Genomic DNA, 16,727 nt, shown 5'->3' on the forward strand with positions numbered 1-16,727 from the left:
TCCACCCGTGGCAGGCTGGGCACGTGTACCGGGAACGTCCCGCCGGTGTCGCCGGCGGCACGCTGTGGACCAGCGCCAACCCGGGCGGCACGCGGACCGGCCGGGTGCTTCCCGACGGCTGCGTCGACCTGCTGTGGTCCAGCCGGGCCGGCCTGCGGGTGGCCGGCCCCGACCGGACGGCCTTCCTGAGCGTCAGCGCGCCCGGGGAGCGGTGGGTGGGGTTGCGCCTGCCCCCGGGCGTCGGCCCCGCCGTGCTCGGCGTGCCCGCCGACGAACTGCGGGACACCCGGGTGCCGCTGGCGGCGCTCTGGGGTGACCGGGCGGTCGCCGAGCTCGCCGAGCGGGCGGCGGCCGATCCGGCGTCCACGTTGACGGCGCTCGCCGCGCGGCGGCTCCGCGCGGCCGGCGGCCCGGATCCGCTCGGCGCCCGGGTGGCGGCCGCCGCGGCGGCCGGCGTCCCGGTGGCCGCCATCGCCGCCGAGGTCGGGCTCGACCCGCGTGCCCTGCTGCGCCGGTCCCGGGCCCTGTTCGGGTACGGCCCGAAGACCCTCGCCCGGATCCTGCGGATGCGCCGGGCGCTGTCCCTGGCCCGCTCCGGCACGCCGCTGGCCGAGGTGGCCGCCGCCTGCGGGTACGCCGACCAGCCGCACCTGACCCGGGACGTGCGGGATCTCGCGGGGGTGCCGCCGGCCGTCCTGCTCGGCGCCGGCTGACCCGGCCGGGGCGCGGCCGCCGGCCGGCCGGGCTCAGTCGGTCGGGAGGGGCGCGAAGAGGTCGACGCCGTTGCCGTCGGGGTCGTGCAGCACCGCGTACCGCTGCCCCCAGAAGGCGTCCCACGGCTTCAGGTGCCCGTGGTAGCCGGCGTCGGTCAGTTCGGCGTACCACCGGTCCACCTCGGCCGGCTCCGCGCAGCGGAAGGCGAGGTTGGCGCGGGGGCTGCCGGTCGGCGGCGCCCAGTCCGGGTCGAAGGAGCGCACCATCGTGACGTCGTCCCAGGCGAGCCGCAGGCCACCCGGCAGCGTGACCTCCACGTGCGGCTCGGTCTCGGCACCGGCCGGGATGTCCAGGCCGAGGCGGCGGTAGAAGTCCAGCGTCCGCGCCATGTCGGTGGTGGCGAATCCGATCAGGTCGAATCGAGGCGTCATGGACCCGACCCTAGGAAGTCCTCCCGCCGGGTGTCTTGAACGAATCGGACCGCCGCGGACTCCCCGGTGTGGCCGCACGGCGGCGGTGATCGGCGTACGGTGGGGAAAGTCCGGCCTTCCGGGTCAAAAGCCGCAGCGCTGCACCTCCGGGACGCCGGTGTCGTGACGGTGAGGGAAGGAGCGCTCGGTGAACCATCTGGCCTACCTGGACGCGGGATCCGGCAGCCTGATCGTGCAGGCGGTGGTCGGCGGGGTGGCGGGCGTCGCGGTGGCCGCCAAGCTCTACTGGCGGCGGCTGGTCGACCGGTTCCGGCGCCAGCCCACCGACCAGCGCTGACCCGGGCCGGCGATGGCGATCTCCCCCGCGGGCGTACGGCCCGAGCCCGGCTCCTTCCGCGACCCGGCCAACCGGGTCTTCCACGTCGGCGACGAGGTGCTGCGCGGGCTCGACGCGCGGGCCGCCGAGCACTGGCGGGCGCTGGCCGGCAGCGAGTTCTTCACGTCCCTGCTGGCGACCGGCAAGGTCTGCGCCACCGAGGTGCTGGAGCCCGCCCGGGTCCCGGCCGACTCGGCGTGGGCGGCCGTGCTGCGGCACGAGCGCATCCCGTTCGTCTCCCACCCGTACGAGTGGTCCTTCACCATGCTGCGCGACGCCGCGCTGCTGCACCTGGAGATCCTTCGCGCCGCGCTGCCGGCCGGGTTCACCACGAAGGACGGGTCGGCCTACAACCTCCAGTGGCGCGGCAGCGCGCCCGTCTTCATCGACGTCGGCTCCTTCGAGCCGGTGCGCGACGGGGAACCGTGGGCGGGCTACCGCCAGTTCTGCCAGACCATGCTCTACCCGCTGCTGCTCACCGCGCACCTCGGCGTGGACTTCCAGCCCTGGCTGCGGGCCCGGGTCGACGGGATCGAGGCCGACGCGCTGCGGCCGCTGTTCCGGGGCCTCCGGCGGCTCCGGCGCGGCGTGCCGACCCACCTGCACCTGCACGCCGCCATGCAGAACCGGCACGCCGAGGCCACCACCACCGACGTCCGCGCCCAACTGCGCGCCGCCGGCTACTCCCGGGAACTCGCGCTCGCCACCGTACGCGGCATCGAGAAGCTCGTCCGCCGGCTGGAGCCGACCTCGTCGGCCAGCCACTGGAACGACTACCAGCGCACCTGCGGCTACTCCGCCGAGGACCGGGTGGGCAAGGAGCGGTTCGTCGCCGCCGCGCTGGCCGACGGGCCCCGGCCCCGCCTCGTGCTCGACCTCGGCGCCAACGACGGCCGGTACGCCCGCCTCGCCGCACGCCACGCCGACCACGTGGTCGCCGTCGAGCAGGACCCGGCGGTCGTCGACACCCTCTACCGGACGCTGCGCGACGAGGGCGAACGGCGCGTCCTGCCGCTCGTCATGGACCTCGCCGACCCGTCGCCCGGCGGCGGATGGCGCGGCACCGAGCGGGCCTCCTTCGCCGACCGGGCCGCCGCGGACGCGGTGCTCGCCCTGGCCGTGGTGCACCACCTCGCGATCGGCCGGAACGTGCCGCTGCCCGAGGTGGTCGCGTGGCTCGCCGACCTCTGCGCGCCCGGCGGCCGCGTCGTCGTCGAGTTCGTGCACCCCGAGGACCCGATGGCGCGCCGCCTGCTGGCCAACAAGCCCGAGGGGCTCTTCCCCGACTACCACCGGGCGGAGTTCGAGCGGCTGCTCGCGACGCGCGGCCGGATCGCGCGGCGCGAGGAACTGCCCTCGGGCACCCGGACGCTCTACACGGTGGTCGTGGGTGGCTGACCCGGCGACCGACGGGCCCGAGGCCGGTCCGGGCGGGGACACCCCGGCCGCCGGGACGGCCCCGGCCGGGCGTCGCGCCCGGTGGACGGCGGCGTTCCGGTCCGAGCTGGGCCGGGTGCTGGAGGTCGTTGCGCTCGTCGGGCTCGTGGTCACCCAGCCGCTGCTGGACGTGCTCGGCCACAGCCCCGACTTCTTCCTGTTCCACCGCGCCGACCGGGAGCAGATCCTGCAACTGGTGGCCCTGGTCGCGCTGGCGCCCACGGTGCCGGTCGTGCTCTTCGGCGCACTCACCCGCCTCGCCGGCCGGGCGGCCCGTTCGGTGACGCACACCGTGCTGGTCGGGCTGCTGCTCGCCGCGCTCGCCGTCCAGGTCGGCCGGCACGGCACACCGCTGCGGGGCGTACCGCTGCTGCTGGCCGCGGCCGTGGTCGGCGCGGCCGGCGCGGCGGCCCACCGGCGGTGGCGGACACCCGGCCGGGTGCTGCGGGTCGCCGCCGCCGGGCCGCCGGTGTTCGTGGCGCTCTTCCTGCTCGTGTCGCCGACCTCGGTGCTCGTGCTGCCCCGGGCGGCCGGCGAGGCGACCGGCACGGCGGCCACCGACGTCCACCCGCCCGTGGTCATGATCGTCCTCGACGAACTGCCGCTGGTCTCCCTGCTCGGCGCCGACGGGCGCATCGACGCGACCCGATTCCCACACTTCGCCGAGCTCGCCGCCGGATCGACCTGGTACCGCGACGCCACCGGGGTCAGCGGCTGGACCCCGTACGCCCTGCCGGCCATGCTCACCGGCCGGTACCCGGAGCGGGGCGTCGCCCCGCACTACTCGCAGTACCCGGAGAACCTGTTCACCGCGTTCGGCGGCCTGTACGACATCCGCGCCGAGGAGAGCATCACCCGCCTCTGCCCGCCCAGCCGCTGCGAGCAGCCGGTCGCCCCCGAGCAGGGGCTCGGGGTGCTGGTCCGCGAGACCGGCCGGCTGCTCGGCCAGGTCACCGCGCCGCGGGACAGCCTCGTCGACCCCGAGGACTCCTACCGGGAGCAGACCGCGGCCGAGGCCGGGCTCGACGCGGCCGAGCCGATCCCGGACGACCCGACGTTCCGCTGGGACAGCCTGGACGACAACCAGCCGGCCCGGTTCACGAGCTTCCTGGCCGGGCTGAAGCCGGCGCCCCGACCCACGCTGCACTTCCTGCACCTGCTCATGCCGCACTCGCCGTGGGCGTTCCTGCCCTCCGGCGCGCGCTACGACGGCCCGGAGGACCTGCCGAACGACGGCCACGGCTGGGTGGAGCTGGCCCGGCAGCGGCACCTCGCGCAGCTCGGCTACACCGACCGGCTGATCGGGGAGACCCTGCGGACGCTGCGTGCCACCGGCCTCTACGACCAGGCGCTCGTGGTGGTCACCGCCGACCACGGGGTGAGCTTCACCCCCGGCTTCCAGGGCCGCGGCATGGACGCCATCAAGGCCGCGCCCGGCGAGGTCGCCTGGGTGCCGATGTTCGTGAAGGAGCCCGGCCAGCGCGCCGGACGGGTCGACGACCGCAACTGGGAGCACGTCGACCTGCTGCCGACGGTGGCGGACGCGGCCGGCATCCGGCTGCCGTGGCGGGTGGACGGCCGTTCCGCCCGGGCCACCCCCCGCCCGGCGGGACAGAAGCACTTCTACGACCGCCCGGGGGAGCCGACGCCCATCCCGGACGGGGTGCCGAAGCCGCCGCCCCTGCCGGCCGTACACCCGCTGGTCGGCACCACCGTGAGCCAGCGACCGGCGGGCGGGAGCGCCCGGGTGGCCGACCTCGCCGCGTTCCGCGACATCGATCCCGACGCCGGCGCGCTGCCGGCGCTGGTCTGGGGCACCGTCCCGGACGACGTCCCCGACGGCACGCTGCTCGCCGTGGCCGTGAACGGGCGCGTGGGCGCGGTCGTGCCGGTCGTGCCCCCCGACCCGGGCGGGCGCCGCTTCGCCGCGCTGATCGCCGACGACCGGCTCTTCCACGCGGGGAAGAATCGACTCGACGTCTACCAGATCGCCGCCGACGGTGGGTTGCGCCACCTCGCGCTCTCCTGAGCACGGACGCGCGATTCGCCGGTTTCCCCAGCCGGGCGGTCGGGAATCGGGTGACGCATACCTCACCCCCGAACCACCGCAGGCGGTGTCCCCGCAACCACGATTACGGTAAAAGCGAAGGCAATTCAACGAAGATTCGCCGGCGAAGCGAGGAACCACATGACGGAAGTCAAGCTCGATCACCCCGGTGGGCAGCTGTCGATGCCGGTACACGCCGCGGTCGAGGGCCCCGCCGGTATCGGGGTGAGCAAGCTGCTGAAAGAGACCGGGCTGACGACGTACGACCCCGGTTTCGTCAACACCGCGGCCTGCTCGTCCGCGATCACCTACATCGACGGCGACGCGGGGATCCTGCGTTACCGTGGCTACCCGATCGAGCAGCTGGCCGAGAAGTCCTCCTTCCTGGAGGTCTCCTACCTGCTCATCTACGGGGAGCTGCCCACCGATCAGCAGCTCAGCGAGTTCACCGAGTGGATCCGCCGGCACTCGCTGCTGCACGAGGAGATGCGGCGCTTCTTCGACGGCTTCCCGCGGGACGCGCACCCGATGGCGGTGCTCTCCTCCGCGGTCAGCGCGATCTCGACCTTCTACCAGGACAGCCTGGACCCGTTCGACTCCGAGCACGTGGAGATCTCCACCGTGCGGCTGATGGCGAAGGTCCCCACCATCGCCTCGTACGCCTACAAGAAGTCGATCGGGCAGCCGCTGCTGTACCCGGACAACTCGCTCGGCTACGTGGAGAACTTCCTGCGGCTGACCTTCGGCGTGCCGGCGGAGCCGTACGAGGTCGACCCGGTGATGGCCCGCGTGCTCGACATGCTCTTCATCCTGCACGCCGACCACGAGCAGAACTGCTCCACCTCGACCGTCCGGCTCGTGGGTTCCAGCAACGCCAACCTCTTCGCTTCCGTCTCCGCCGGCGTGAACGCCCTCTTCGGCCCGCTGCACGGCGGCGCCAACCAGGCCGTCCTCGAAATGCTCCAGCGCATCCAGGCCGACGGCGGTGACGTCCGGACCTTCGTGCAGAAGGTCAAGGACCGGCAGGACGGCGTGAAGCTCATGGGCTTCGGCCACCGGGTCTACAAGAACTACGACCCGCGCGCGGCCATCGTGAAGAAGGCCGCCCAGGACGTGCTCGGCCGCATGGCCAAGCCGGACCCGCTGCTGGACATCGCCATGCAGCTGGAGGAGATCGCCCTCGCCGACGACTTCTTCGTGTCCCGGCGGCTCTACCCGAACGTGGACTTCTACACCGGCCTCATCTACAAGGCCATGGGCTTCCCGACGAAGATGTTCACGGTGCTGTTCGCCCTGGGCCGGCTCCCGGGCTGGATCGCCCAGTGGCGCGAGATGATCAACGACCCGGAGACCAAGATCGGCCGTCCGCGGCAGGTCTACACCGGCTACTCCGAGCGGAACTTCGTCCCGCTGAACGAGCGCTGACCCAAGCCACAGCGACGAGCGGCCGCCGGCCCCCGAAGGGGCCCGGCGGCCGCTCGCGTCTCACCCGCCCCCCGCGCCCGTCCCTGCCCCCGCCTCTGCCCCCGGTGATCATGAGGTTGGCGGGGACGAACCGGACATCCCGGCCCGCCAACCTCATGATCACCGGGCGTGGGCGTGGGCGCGGGCGCGGGCGCGGCGCGGGCGCGGCGCGCGGCGCGGCGCGGGGCGCGGGCGCGGGGAGGGGGTGGGGCGGTCAGCGGAGGTTGGCTGCGGCCAGCAGGTTGCCGTCGGGTACCGGCGGGAGGGCGCGGCCCTGGGCCATCCGTTCGGCGGTGCGGGCGGCCGTGAACGCCGGGTCGCCGGCGATGGCGGCCGCGTACGTGGCGGCGGTGCGCTGGGCGATGGCCGGCCAGCCGTACCGCTTCCGCACCACCGACCGCGCCCGGCGGGCGAGCGCTGACGCCCGGTCCCGGTCGACCAGCAGCGCGTGGACGGCCTCGGCCAGCCCGTCCGGATCCCCCGGCCGGAAGGTCATGCCGGTGACGCCGGGCTCGACGATCTCGGCGAGGCCGCCGGTGGCCGCCACGGCGAGCGGCGCGCCGGCCGCCGCGCCCTCCAGCGCCACCATGCCGAACGGCTCGTAGATGCTCGGCACCGCGAAGCAGTCCGACGCGGCCATCACGGCGGGCAGGTCGTCGCCGAGGAAGCCCGGCATGCTCACGGCGCCGGCCAGGTCGAGCCGGTGCACGAGCGCCTCCAGCTCGTCCCGGTACGGGCCGTCGCCGGCGATCACCACGCGCAGCCCCGGGTGCCGCTCCCGCAGCCGCGGCAGCCCGGCGAGCAGGTCCTGCACGCCCTTCTCGTAGACCAGCCGTCCGGCGAAGGTGACCAGCGGGCCGTCCCCGGCGTACCGGGCCCGCGCCGCGTCCACGGCCCGCCGCGGCGCCTGCCAGCGGTGCGGCTCGACGCCGTTCGGCACGACGTCCACCCGCGGGGCCGGCACCCCGAACAGGGCCGTCACCTCGTTGCGCATGTAGCCGGAGCAGGCGATGACGCGGCCGGATTCGGTGGTGAGCCAGTGTTCGACGGCGTGGATGGTGCGGTTCATCTCGTCGGGGAGCCAGCCTTGGTGTCGGCCGGCTTCGGTGGCGTGGATGGTGGTGACGAGGGGGAGGTCGAGGTGTTCGCGGAGGGTGATGGCGGTGTGGGCGACGAGCCAGTCGTGGGCGTGGATGACGTCGTAGGTGTCGGTGGTGGTGGCGTGGAGGGCGGCGCGGGTGAGGGTGTGGTTGAAGGCCATGGTCCAGGCGAGGAGGCTGGGGGTGGCCAGGGGGAAGGTGACGGGGTCTTCGGTGGCGCGGATGATGCGGACGCCGTCGGTGTATTCCTCGGTGGGTGCGCCGTCGGTGTGGCGGGTGACGACGGTGACGTGGTGGCCGGCGGCGGCGAGGGCGGTGGAGAGGGCGTGGACGTGTCGGCCGAGTCCGCCGACGAGCACCGGCGGGTACTCCCACGACAGCATGAGGATCCGCCGCGCCGGCGGGGGCGTCCCGGGGCCGGCCGGCGGCGGGGTCGGGGACCGCGTCGGGGTGGGCCGGCAGGTGCGGTCCGTGGCGGTGGCGAGCTTCTCGCCGACCCGCAGCGTCGTCACATTCGTCTCCGTCCAGGCAGGGGCGTACGCGCCGGCGGCGGTGGCGGCGCGGTTGCGTGATGGATGGCCGGGGTGCCGACGCGCGGGCGCGCGTCCCCCGCACCAGCAAAGGGCATCCGGGCACGAACCGCATCTCGAGGAGCGCCCGGGTGACCGACGACACCCGAACGGGTGACCCGCCCGGGTCGTACGGATTTGTGGGTGTCGGCCGCAGGATTGGGCGGGGCGGTGGCGGGGCAATACCCGGCCTGCGCACCGCCCGGCCCGCCGTGAGGTGCGCTCATGACGCGCGGGCGCGCTCATGACCGGGACGAAGGAGCGACATGCAGGTCTGGCCGGGCGAGCGCTACCCCCTCGGCGCCACGTACGACGGGATGGGCACGAACTTCGCGATCTTCAGCCAGGTGGCGGAGAAGGTCGAGCTGTGTCTCTTCGACGAGTGGGACACCGGCGCGGAGCGCCGGGTGGAGCTGCGCGAGGTGGACGCGTACGTCTGGCACGCGTACCTGCCGGGGATCGGGCCCGGGCAGCGGTACGGCTACCGCGTCCACGGCCCGTACGACCCGGCGAACGGCCTGCGCTGCAACCCGCACAAGCTGCTGCTCGACCCGTACGCGAAGGCCGTCGACGGCGACGTGACGTGGGATCCGGCGGTCTACGACTACGAGCACGGCGACCCGGAGCGCATGAGCACCGCCGACTCGGCGCCGTTCATGCCGAAGTCGGTGGTGGTCAACCCGTACTTCGACTGGGGCAACGACTCCCCGCCGCGCACCCCCTACCACCACTCGGTGATCTACGAGGCGCACGTGCGCGGCCTGACCATGCGCCACCCCGACATCCCCGAGGAGCTGCGCGGCACGTACGCGGCCATCGGCTCGCCGCCCATGATCGAGCACCTGAACCGGCTCGGGGTGACGGCCATCGAGCTGATGCCCGTGCACCAGTTCGTGCACGACCACCGCCTCGCCGACCTGGGGCTGCGCAACTACTGGGGCTACAACACGATCGGCTTCTTCGCCCCGCACCACGGCTACTCGGCGATGGGTCGGCTCGGCCAGCAGGTGCAGGAGTTCCGCGGCATGGTGCGGGCGCTGCACGCGGCCGGCATCGAGGTGATCCTCGACGTGGTCTACAACCACACGGCCGAGGGCAACCACCTCGGCCCCACGCTCAGCTTCAAGGGCATCGACGCCCCGAGCTACTACCGCCTCTCGGAGTCCGACCGGCGGTACTTCGTCGACTACACCGGCACCGGCAACAGCCTCAACGTCCGCAGCCCCCACTCACTGCAACTGATCATGGATTCGCTGCGGTACTGGGTGACCGAGATGCACGTCGACGGCTTCCGCTTCGACCTCGCGGCCACCCTGGCCCGCGAGTTCTACGAGGTCGACCGCCTCTCCACGTTCTTCGAGGTGGTGCAGCAGGACCCGGTGGTGAGCCAGGTGAAGCTGATCGCCGAACCGTGGGACGTGGGCCCCGGCGGCTACCAGGTCGGCAACTTCCCGCCGGAGTGGACGGAGTGGAACGGCAAGTACCGGGACACCGTGCGCGACTTCTGGCGGGGCGAGCCGGCCACCCTGGCCGAGTTCGCCTCGCGGATCTCCGGCTCGGCCGACCTCTACCAGGACGACGGCCGCCGCCCGTTCCACAGCATCAACTTCGTCACCTGCCACGACGGGTTCACGCTCACCGACCTGGTGTCGTACAACGACAAGCACAACGAGGCCAACGGCGAGGAGAACCGGGACGGGGAGAGCCACAACCGGTCGTGGAACTGCGGCGTGGAGGGGCCCACCGACGACGAGGCCGTACGCGCCCTGCGCGCCCGGCAGCGCCGCAACTTCCTGGCCACCCTGCTGCTCTCCCAGGGCGTCCCGATGATCGGCCACGGCGACGAGCTGGGGCGCACGCAGCGGGGCAACAACAACGCGTACTGCCAGGACAGCGAGCTGACCTGGATCGACTGGGAGCAGGCCGACGAGGGGCTGCTGGAGTTCGTCCGACGGTTGGTGGCGTTCCGCCGGAGCCACCAGGTGTTCCGCCGCCGCCGCTTCTTCACCGGGCTGCCGGTCGGCGGCCGGGACGTCGGCGCCCCCCTGCCGGACCTGGCCTGGTACACGCCGGACGGTCGGGAGATGACCGGCGAGGACTGGGGCAACGACTTCGGGCGGTCGGTGGCGCTGTTCGTCAACGGGGAGGGCATCCGCGAGCGCGGCGCGTACGGCCAGCGCCACCACGACGACTCCTTCGTGCTCTGCTTCAACGCCCACGACGCGCCGCTGGACTTCACCCTCCCACCGGCCGAGTTCGGCCAGCGCTGGCAGGTGGAGATCAGCACCGCCGAACCCGACGCCGAGAAGACGACGGTGGTCGATGCGGGCGGGGCGCTGTGCGTGCCGGACCGCTCCCTCGTCGTGCTGAAGAGGGCCGGCTGACATGTCCACCACCCCTCGACCGGACGTGCCGCGGGTGGGCGCCACCTACCGGGTGCAGGTCCGCCCCGACTTCGACCTCGACGCCACCGCCGGGCTCGCCGGCTACCTCGCCGACCTCGGCGTGACGCACCTCTACAGCGCGCCGCTGCTCGCCGCCGCCCCCGGCTCGGCGCACGGCTACGACGTCGTCGACCACCGGGCCGTCAACCCGGAACTCGGCGGCGAGGCGGGCCGGCAGCGGCTGCTGCGGGCCCTGCGCGCCGTGGGGCTGGGCCTCGTCGTGGACATCGTGCCGAACCACGCGGGGGTGGCCGTGCCGGCCGCCAACCCCGCCTGGTGGGACGTGCTGCGTCGCGGCCGCGCGTCGGCGTACGCGTCCTGGTTCGACATCGACTGGGAGCGGGGGCGGCTGCTGCTGCCGGTGCTCGCCGACACGCCCGACGCCCTCGACGACCTCGCGGTCGTCGACGGTGAGCTGCGCTACCACGAGCACCGCTTCCCGATCGCCGACGGCACCGGCGACGGCAGCCCGCGGGAGGTGCACGACCGGCAGCACTACGCGTTGGTCTCGTGGCGGCGCGGCGACGCCGAGCTGACGTACCGCCGGTTCTTCGCCGTCTCCGGCCTCGCCGGCCTGCGGGTCGAGGACCCGGAGGTCTTCGCCGCCACCCACGAGCTGATCCTGCGGTGGGCCACGGCGGGGGAGGTCGACGGCATCCGGGTCGACCACCCCGACGGGCTGCGCGACCCCGCCGGCTACCTCACCCGGCTGCGGGACGCCGCCGGGCCCGTCTGGCTCGTCGTGGAGAAGATCCTGGAGTACGGGGAGGAGCTGCCGGACTGGCCGGTCGACGGCACCACCGGCTACGAGGCCCTCGCGGCGGTCTCCGGTCTCTTCGTCGACCCCGACGCCGAGGCCGACCTCACGGCGCTGGACACCCGGCTCACCGGCCGGCGCACCTCCTGGCCGGACCTCATCCACGACACCAAGCTCGCCGCCGCCACCCGGCTGCTCGCCGCCGAGCTGGGCCGGCTCGCCGCGCTCGCCCCCGACCTGGAGCCGGCGGCGGCGCGTGCGGGGCTCGCCGAGCTGGCGGCCGCGTTTCCGGTCTACCGGGGCTACCCGCCCGAGGGCGCCCGGCACCTCGCCGCGGCCCGGGCGGAGGCCGGTCGCCGCCGCCCCGACCTGGCCGGCGTGCTGGACGCGCTCACCCGCCGCCTGCGCGACCCCGACGACGAGCTGGCCTGCCGGTTCCCCCAGTTCACCGGCGCGGTCATGGCCAAGGGCGTCGAGGACACCGCCTTCTACCGGTGGAGCCGCTTCGTGGCGCTCAACGAGGTCGGCGGCAGCCCCGCCCACTTCGGCACCCCGCCGGCCGAGTTCCACCGGTTCGCCGCCGCGCGGCACGTCCGCTGGCCGGCCGCGATGACCACGCTCTCCACCCACGACACGAAGCGGTCGGAGGACGTGCGGGCCCGCCTCGCCGTCCTCAGCGAGCTGCCGGACCGGTGGGCCGGGCTCGTCGCCGGGTGGACGGCCCGCGTCCCGCTGCCCGACCCGGCGTTCGCGCACCTGCTCTGGCAGACCGCCGTCGGCGCGTGGCCCATCGAGCGCGAGCGGCTGCACGCGTACGCCGAGAAGGCCGCCCGCGAGGCCGCCGTGTCGACGAGCTGGACCGACCCCGACGCGGCCTTCGAACGGGCCCTGCACGCGGTCGTCGACCGGATGTACGACGACCCGGAGCTGCACGCCGAGCTGACCGCGTTCGCCCGGGAGATCACGCCGGCCGGCTGGTCGAACTCCCTCGGCCAGAAGCTCGTGCAGCTCGCCATGCCGGGGGTGCCCGACACCTACCAGGGCACCGAGCTGTGGGACAACTCGCTGGTCGACCCGGACAACCGCCGGCCGGTCGACGTCGACGTACGCCGGGAGCTGCTGGCCCGGCTCGACGCGGGCTGGCGCCCGCCGGTCGACGCCGGCGGAGCGGCGAAGCTGCTCGTCGTGTCGCGGACCCTGCGGCTGCGACGCGACCGTCCGGAGCTGTTCACCGGCTACCGCCCGGTGCCGGCGCACGGCCCGGCGGCCCGGCACGCCGTCGCGTTCGACCGGGGCGGCGCGCTCGCCGTGGCCACCCGGCTGCCCCTGCGGCTGACCCGCGACGGTGGCTGGCGCGACACGTTTCTGTCACTTCCCGGACACACTGTGACCGACATGTTCACCGGGCGGGTCTACAGTGGGTCTGAGCTGCTCGTTCATGATCTGCTGAGCACCTATCCCGTCGCCCTCCTCGCTCCCACCGATTCCGTGGAGGCTGCCCGATGACCGAGTTCACGGTGTGGGCGCCCGAAGCCGCCCGGGTCCGGCTGCGCCTGTTCGGCCGCGCCGACCACGAGATGCGCGCCGACGCCGGCGGGTGGTGGCGGGCCGAGGTGCCCGACGCCGGCCCCGGCACCGACTACGCCTTCCTCCTCGACGACGACGACTTCGCCCTGCCCGACCCGCGCTCCCTCTGGCAGCCCGATGGCGTGCACGGGCCGAGCCGGGTCTACTCCCACGACGCCTTCGCCTGGACCGACGGGTCGTGGACCGGCCGGCAGCTGCCCGGCAGCGTCCTCTACGAGCTGCACGTGGGCACCTTCACCCCGGAGGGCACCTTCGACGCGGCCATCGGCAAGCTCGACCACCTGGTCGACCTCGGCGTCGACCTGATCGAGCTGCTGCCGGTCAACGCCTTCAACGGCGAGCACAACTGGGGGTACGACGGCGTCTGCTGGTACGCGCCGCACCAGCCCTACGGCGGCCCGGACGGGCTGAAGCGGCTGGTCGACGCGGCCCACGCCAGGGGGCTGGGGGTGATCCTCGACGTCGTCTACAACCATTTCGGGCCCTCCGGGGCCTACGCGCCGATGTTCGCGCCCTACCTCAGCGAACAGAGCAACCCGTGGGGCCGCACGGTCAACCTCGACGGCCCGCACTCCGACGGCGTGCGCCGCTACATCGTCGACTCGGTGCTCATGTGGCTGCGGGACTACCACGTCGACGGCCTGCGCCTGGACGCCGTGCACGCCCTGCCCGACACCCGCGCCGTGCACCTTCTCGAGGAGATCGCCGCCGAGGTGGAGACCCTGTCCACGCACCTCGGTCGGCCGCTGTCGCTGATCGCCGAGTCCGACCTCAACGACCCGCGGCTCATCACGCCCCGCGAGGCGGGCGGGTACGGGCTGCACGCCCAGTGGAACGACGACGCCCACCACGCCCTGCACACGCTGCTCACCGGGGAGCGGCAGGGTTACTACGCCGACTTCGGGTCGCTGGAGGCGCTCACCGACGTGCTGACCGGCGGCTTCTTCCACGCCGGCACCTGGTCCAGCTTCCGGCAGCGGCACCACGGGCGGCCGGTGGACCGGCAGCGGACGCCGGGGCACCGGTTCGTGGCGTACCTGCAGAACCACGACCAGATCGGGAACCGGGCGACCGGGGACCGGATCTCCACGTCGCTGTCGCCGGCCCTGCTGCGGGTCGGGGCGACGCTGCTCATGACCGCGCCCTTCACGCCGATGCTGTTCATGGGGGAGGAGTGGGCCGCCTCCACGCCCTGGCAGTTCTTCACCAGCCACCCCGAGCCGGAGCTGGCGGCGGCCGTCGCGTCCGGACGCCGGCGGGAGTTCGCCGCGCACGGCTGGCCTCCCGGGGAGGTGCCCGACCCGCAGGACCCGCAGACCTTCGCCCGCTCCCGGCTCGACTGGGCCGAGCTGGACAAGCCCGAGCACCGGGAGATGTACGAGTTCCACCGGCGGCTCATCGCGCTGCGGAAGAGCCGGGCCGACCTTTCGGACCCGCGGCTGCACGCGGTCGACGTCCGGCACGGGGACCAGTTCCTGCTGATGCGCCGGGGTGAGTGCCTCGTGGCGGCGAACCTGGCCGGCAAGGCGCAGCGGATCACGCTGCCGGGAGTGGTGCGGAAGGTGCTGCTGGCCACCGGGAACGGGGTCACCGTGATGCGCGACCGGATCGAGCTGCCGGCGGAGACGGCGGCCGTCGTGGCGCTGTAGCGGGGTCGGCAGGCGGCGGGCGCACCACGAGGGAACCGCCCGGCACGGCGGGACGGGCCGGTGTCGCGGCTAGCCCGCGCGCAGTTGCCGGTGCATGGCGATGTCGTCCACGCGGTGCAGCGTCTCCGCGTTCCGCGGCCGCAGGATCAGCGACAGCACGGCCTCCGGAACGAGGCGGGTGACGCCGGCGGCCGCCATCCAGCCCATCCGGAGCCGGGTCGCGGTGTCCGAGACCGGCTCCAGCGTGAGCCGGACCCGCGCGGTGCCGAGCGGTCCGGCGTGCGCCTCGAGTTCGAGCAGCCGGTTCGGCTCCATCGCGCGGACCACCGTCTGGTCCTCGATCTGCACGGGCCACGGGCCGATCCGGTGGTGCACCCGCGCGCCGACCGCCGGCCAGCGTTCGTCGACGGCCCGCACGTGCGCGGCGCCGACGACCCAACTGGCGTAGCTCCAACCATCCGCGAGCACGGCGAAGACCCGCTCGGGCGAGGTACGGATGGTCCGACTGACTTCGATCATCACGTCTCCTCCGCGTGCCGTACGCCTTCCCGGTCCGTGCCGCGGCAAACGACGGCGGTGTGACCTGCCTCCTCCCGGTGGTTCCGACGACGGACGCCGTTGTAACGTCATTCATCGTGAAAACCCTGGGAGCGGGGCCCGTCGGGGAGACCATCGATCCCACCCGGCACCGGGCCCTCGGCACCGCGAGCCGCGCCTCGATCCTCGAACTCGTGCGTGACGCCGGCGGCGGCCTGACGATCGCCGAGGTGGGCGAGCGGACCGGGCTGCACCCCTCCACCGCGCGCAGCCACCTCGACCGGCTCGTGGACGCCGGTCTCCTCGTCAAGGCGCGCGCCAGTGGCGGGCAGCCCGGACGGCCGGCGTGGCGCTACCGGGCCGCCACGGGGGAGGCCCCTGCACCGGCGCCGTACCGGGCGCTCGCCGCCGCCCTGCTCGACCACCTCGCCCGTCAGGGCCGGGGTGACGTCCGGGCCGAGGCCACCCGCGCCGGGCAGGACTGGGGCCGCCACCTCGCCGCGGCCACCCCGGCGGGCGGGAACCCCGTCGACACCCTGCTGGCGGTGCTCCGCGGCCTGGGCTTCAACCCCGGCCTGCACCCCACGGCGGACGGGAGCACCGAGATCCACCTGTCCACCTGCCCGTTCCTCGAACTGGTGAACCGCAACCCCGACGCCATCTGCGCGCTGCACGTCGGCGTCGTGCGCGGCGTCCTCGACCACGCCGGGGCCGGGACGAGCGGAGCCGTGCTGGAACCGTTCGGCGCGCCGACCGCCTGCGTGGTGCGACTCACCCTGCCGCCGAGCGTCCGCCCACCGGCATGACCACCCGAGCGGACACGAGGCGCCCGGGGCGGCGTACCCACCCGCCGGCCGACCCCGGCGGCCGCAGCGCCAACCCTGGCCGTCTGGTGCGCCGGTTCGTGCCCCCGCAGCACGGCGCCTGGGCGATGCTGCTGCTGCCGTACGTCGTCGGGGTCGCGCTGGTCGGGCCGCGCTGGCCGCATCTGCCGCTGCTCGTCGCCTGGCTGGCCGGCTACCTGCTGTCGTACTACGCCTTCCAGGCCGTCAAGAGCCGCCGGCCGCGCCGCTTCGCCGCGCAACTGCGGGTGTACGCGCTCGTCACGGCGCCCCTCGCGCTGACGGTGGTCGTTGCCCGGCCCGCCGTGCTCTGGTACGCCCCCGCCTACGCCGTGCTGCTCGCCATCAACGCCTGGTACGCCTGGAGGCGACGTGAGCGGGCCCTGCTGAACGACCTCGCCTCCGTGGCGCTGAGCGGCGTGATGCTCCTCGTCGTGGCCACCGTCGCCGGCGTGGCGCCGGTGCGGGTCCTGCCGGCGTTCGCGGCCCTGCTGTTCTACCTGGCCGGCACGGTCCTCTACGTCAAGACCATGATCCGGGAGCGGGGGAGCACCACCTACCTGCGCGCCTCGATCGCGTACCACCTGGCGGCGCTCGTGGCGGCGACCCTGCTCGACGTGCTGCTCGCGCCGGTCTTCCTGGTGCTGCTGATCCGGGCGGCGGTCCTCCCGGCCCGTCGGCTGCGGCCCGCCCAGGTCGGCGTGATCGAGATCGTCTGCTCCCTGCTCGTGCTCGCCGCCGTGCTGGTCGCGTCCTGACCGACGGCCGGCCCC

Annotated in this window: 13 protein-coding genes; 10 read left to right on the forward strand and 3 right to left on the reverse strand. The window is 74.1% G+C overall.

The window, feature by feature from the left end:
* Positions 1–23 precede the first annotated feature (23 nt).
* Entirely contained in the window at positions 24–713 is a 690-nt protein-coding gene (locus D7I43_RS03275; RefSeq protein ID WP_120326859.1) for a helix-turn-helix transcriptional regulator, read from the forward strand.
* A gap of 33 nt (positions 714–746) precedes the next feature.
* Here the strand turns inward: D7I43_RS03275 and D7I43_RS03280 are convergent, their stop codons facing one another.
* Positions 747–1,145, reverse strand: a complete 399-nt coding sequence (locus tag D7I43_RS03280) for a VOC family protein (RefSeq protein ID WP_120326860.1) — start codon at positions 1,143–1,145, stop codon at positions 747–749.
* 187 nt (positions 1,146–1,332) lie between these two features.
* Between D7I43_RS03280 and D7I43_RS32975 the strand changes: the two genes are divergently transcribed.
* The 4 genes from D7I43_RS32975 (at position 1,333) to D7I43_RS03295 (ending at position 6,430) form a co-directional block, all read left to right on the forward strand.
* Positions 1,333–1,482, forward strand: a complete 150-nt coding sequence (locus D7I43_RS32975) for a hypothetical protein (RefSeq protein ID WP_192902051.1) — start codon at positions 1,333–1,335, stop codon at positions 1,480–1,482.
* Positions 1,483–1,494: 12 nt separating this feature from the next.
* Complete coding sequence (locus D7I43_RS03285) at positions 1,495–2,919, forward strand: methyltransferase domain-containing protein (RefSeq protein WP_120326861.1); 1,425 nt, start codon at positions 1,495–1,497, stop codon at positions 2,917–2,919.
* Positions 2,912–4,987, forward strand: a complete 2,076-nt coding sequence (locus D7I43_RS03290) for a sulfatase-like hydrolase/transferase (RefSeq protein WP_120326862.1) — start codon at positions 2,912–2,914, stop codon at positions 4,985–4,987. The genes D7I43_RS03285 and D7I43_RS03290 overlap by 8 nt, the downstream gene beginning before the upstream one ends.
* 159 nt (positions 4,988–5,146) lie before the next feature.
* On the forward strand, positions 5,147–6,430 hold the full coding sequence (locus D7I43_RS03295) for a citrate synthase (protein WP_120326863.1): 1,284 nt from the start codon (positions 5,147–5,149) through the stop codon (positions 6,428–6,430).
* 253 nt (positions 6,431–6,683) lie between these two features.
* On the opposite strand, the gene D7I43_RS03305 is transcribed toward D7I43_RS03295, so the two are convergent.
* Positions 6,684–8,081 carry a glycosyltransferase family 4 protein gene (locus D7I43_RS03305; protein WP_120326864.1) on the reverse strand — a complete coding sequence of 466 codons (1,398 nt, stop codon included), beginning with the start codon at positions 8,079–8,081 and terminating at the stop codon, positions 6,684–6,686.
* Positions 8,082–8,404: 323 nt separating this feature from the next.
* On the opposite strand from D7I43_RS03305, the gene glgX reads away from it, so the two are divergent.
* Genes glgX through treZ form a run of 3 tightly spaced genes read left to right on the forward strand, consistent with a single transcriptional unit; the run spans position 8,405 to position 14,575 of the window.
* Positions 8,405–10,522 carry a glycogen debranching protein GlgX gene (gene glgX, locus D7I43_RS03310; RefSeq protein ID WP_120326865.1) on the forward strand — a complete coding sequence of 706 codons (2,118 nt, stop codon included), beginning with the start codon at positions 8,405–8,407 and terminating at the stop codon, positions 10,520–10,522.
* Position 10,523: 1 nt separating this feature from the next.
* On the forward strand, positions 10,524–12,845 hold the full coding sequence (treY, locus tag D7I43_RS03315) for a malto-oligosyltrehalose synthase (protein ID WP_120326866.1): 2,322 nt from the start codon (positions 10,524–10,526) through the stop codon (positions 12,843–12,845).
* Positions 12,842–14,575: a malto-oligosyltrehalose trehalohydrolase gene (gene treZ, locus D7I43_RS03320; RefSeq protein ID WP_120326867.1), complete on the forward strand. Its 1,734-nt coding sequence runs from the start codon at positions 12,842–12,844 to the stop codon at positions 14,573–14,575. The genes treY and treZ overlap by 4 nt, the downstream gene beginning before the upstream one ends.
* 69 nt (positions 14,576–14,644) lie before the next feature.
* Here the strand turns inward: treZ and D7I43_RS03325 are convergent, their stop codons facing one another.
* Positions 14,645–15,094: an SRPBCC family protein gene (locus tag D7I43_RS03325; protein WP_120326868.1), complete on the reverse strand. Its 450-nt coding sequence runs from the start codon at positions 15,092–15,094 to the stop codon at positions 14,645–14,647.
* Between the two features lie 125 nt (positions 15,095–15,219).
* Between D7I43_RS03325 and D7I43_RS03330 the strand changes: the two genes are divergently transcribed.
* Entirely contained in the window at positions 15,220–15,918 is a 699-nt protein-coding gene (locus D7I43_RS03330; protein WP_192902060.1) for a helix-turn-helix transcriptional regulator, read from the forward strand.
* Positions 15,915–16,712: a YwiC-like family protein gene (locus D7I43_RS03335; RefSeq protein WP_120326870.1), complete on the forward strand. Its 798-nt coding sequence runs from the start codon at positions 15,915–15,917 to the stop codon at positions 16,710–16,712. The genes D7I43_RS03330 and D7I43_RS03335 overlap by 4 nt, the downstream gene beginning before the upstream one ends.
* Positions 16,713–16,727: the final 15 nt, after the last annotated feature.

The sequence above is a fragment of the Micromonospora globbae genome, from assembly GCF_003610785.1.
GTDB classification, from domain to species: Bacteria; Actinomycetota; Actinomycetes; order Mycobacteriales; family Micromonosporaceae; genus Micromonospora; species Micromonospora globbae.

Bases quoted from the DNA above. Each gene is read 5' to 3' on its own strand.
- glgX (WP_120326865.1), top strand. From the start codon at position 8,405: ATGCAGGTCTGGCCGGGCGAGCGCTACCCCCTCGGCGCCACGTACGAC.
- D7I43_RS03280 (WP_120326860.1), bottom strand. From the start codon at position 1,145: ATGACGCCTCGATTCGACCTGATCGGATTCGCCACCACCGACATGGCG.
- D7I43_RS03325 (WP_120326868.1), bottom strand. From the start codon at position 15,094: ATGATCGAAGTCAGTCGGACCATCCGTACCTCGCCCGAGCGGGTCTTC.
- treZ (WP_120326867.1), top strand. From the start codon at position 12,842: ATGACCGAGTTCACGGTGTGGGCGCCCGAAGCCGCCCGGGTCCGGCTG.
- D7I43_RS03285 (WP_120326861.1), top strand. From the start codon at position 1,495: ATGGCGATCTCCCCCGCGGGCGTACGGCCCGAGCCCGGCTCCTTCCGC.
- treY (WP_120326866.1), top strand. From the start codon at position 10,524: ATGTCCACCACCCCTCGACCGGACGTGCCGCGGGTGGGCGCCACCTAC.
- D7I43_RS03295 (WP_120326863.1), top strand. From the start codon at position 5,147: ATGACGGAAGTCAAGCTCGATCACCCCGGTGGGCAGCTGTCGATGCCG.
- D7I43_RS03335 (WP_120326870.1), top strand. From the start codon at position 15,915: ATGACCACCCGAGCGGACACGAGGCGCCCGGGGCGGCGTACCCACCCG.